Source organism: Virgisporangium ochraceum, assembly GCF_016863655.1.
Taxonomy (GTDB): Bacteria; Actinomycetota; Actinomycetes; order Mycobacteriales; family Micromonosporaceae; genus Virgisporangium; species Virgisporangium ochraceum.
This window is the reverse complement of sequence record NZ_BOPH01000180.1, coordinates 1-1,497: the sequence shown is the minus strand read 5'-3', so window position 1 is coordinate 1,497 and position 1,497 is coordinate 1. Positions and strand designations below refer to the sequence as shown.

Below are 1,497 nucleotides of genomic sequence, written 5' to 3'. Positions count from 1 at the left end.
AATGCCGCGTAGTTAGGGTTCGGGGCTGGTTGTCGACTGGGTTGTGATCGTGATGGTGATCGTGGCTTGGTGGTTGGTGCGGTCGATGTCGCCCTTGGCGCGGTGTTTGGAGATGGCTCGTTTCACGACGCGGGGGCTGATCCGGGTTCGGCGTTGGGGTTGGGGGTCGCGCAGTATGGCCCGGCCGATGGCTCCGATGAGGTCGATGACGGTGCCGGCGATGACAGCGGCGGCGTGGATGACCTGGTCACGGGCGGTGTTGAGGGCGATGGTGAAGCTGGCCCGGTCGGGGTCGATGTGTGGGTCGGTGTCGGTGGCGTCGGTCATGGCCAGGCGTAGTGCTTGGTAGGTGGTGAGCAGGGCGTAGACCTCTTGGGTGATTCCGGTCGGGGTGCGGGCGCGGAGGACCCGACCGCCGAGGGTGGTGGATTTCAGTTCCAGGAACGAGGTCTCGATCTCCCACCGCTGGTGGTAGAGGGTGATCAGGTCCAGGGCGCTGAAGCGGTGGTGGTCGGTCAACGTGGTGATCAGCCGGTAGTGGCCGGTGTGGTGTGGTTGCCCGTCGGTGTTCACCGTGATCTCGGCGTCGATGACACGGACGGTGAGGGTGCCGAGCAGGGCGAGCCAGGATCCGTCGCGGTAGCGGCGGATCGCTGGCAGGTTGCGGCTGGTCTTGCAGCGGATGAGCAGGTCTGCTCCGCTTTTGTGGATCTGTTCGGCCAGGTCTTTGACGGCGAAGTTCCGGTCTGCGAGCAGGAGCATTCCTGGTCGCAGGCACCGGAACAGTTGTGGCGCGTAGCGGATCTCCGCGATGTCGATGGTGCCGAAGACCGCGTCGATGACGGTGCGGGAACCGCAGGCGACGATCGCCACCAGCCGCAGCAACGGATATCCGGAGCCGCCGTGCGAACCGGTCTGGCGGCTGTAGACGGTCAGGTTGGCGGGGCTGTCCGGGACCGACATGATGGTGCCGTCGATCGCGCAGACCAGTAGCCCTCGCCACCGTGCGGCTGCGGCAGCGGGCCCGGCGATGAGGGCGAACAGTGCGGCCAGGGGTTTGACCCCGACCCGGCGGCGGGCCTGGGCCAGCGCTGAGGACGTCGGGTCGGCCACGGCCAGGCCGTCCAGCCCGCTGGTCAGCCGCGCCCAGACCTGCCGGTAGCCGCACTCGGCGAACAGCCCGGCGGCCAACAGCAGATAGACCACCACCCGTGAGGGCAGATCTCGGATCCGGGCCTGGACCGCGCCGGTCGTCTCCAGGACGTCATCGACCATCTCGAACGGCACGACCTGCGTCAACTCGCCCAGATGACCGGGCGCGAACCGGCCGCCGGCCACCACGACCGTGCGGTGAATGACAGAATGCTCGGGCAGCGGAACTCCCAGCTCGAAGGGTGTCTTGTGAGGACAACCCCTCTATAGCGGGAGTTCCGCTGTTCCGTACCTATCGACACGCCCCGCTTGACAACCCAACCCCACCGCTAACTACGCGGCATT

At 66.9% G+C, this 1,497-nt stretch carries 1 protein-coding gene; it reads right to left on the bottom strand.

Annotation, left to right across the window (positions count from 1 at the left end; genetic code table 11):
- Nucleotides 1-12: 12 nt before the first annotated feature.
- Nucleotides 13-1,341 (bottom strand): IS4 family transposase, encoded by a 1,329-nt coding sequence (locus Voc01_RS52570; RefSeq protein WP_239161124.1) that lies wholly within the window; start codon nt 1,339-1,341, stop codon nt 13-15.
- Nucleotides 1,342-1,497 lie beyond the last annotated feature (156 nt).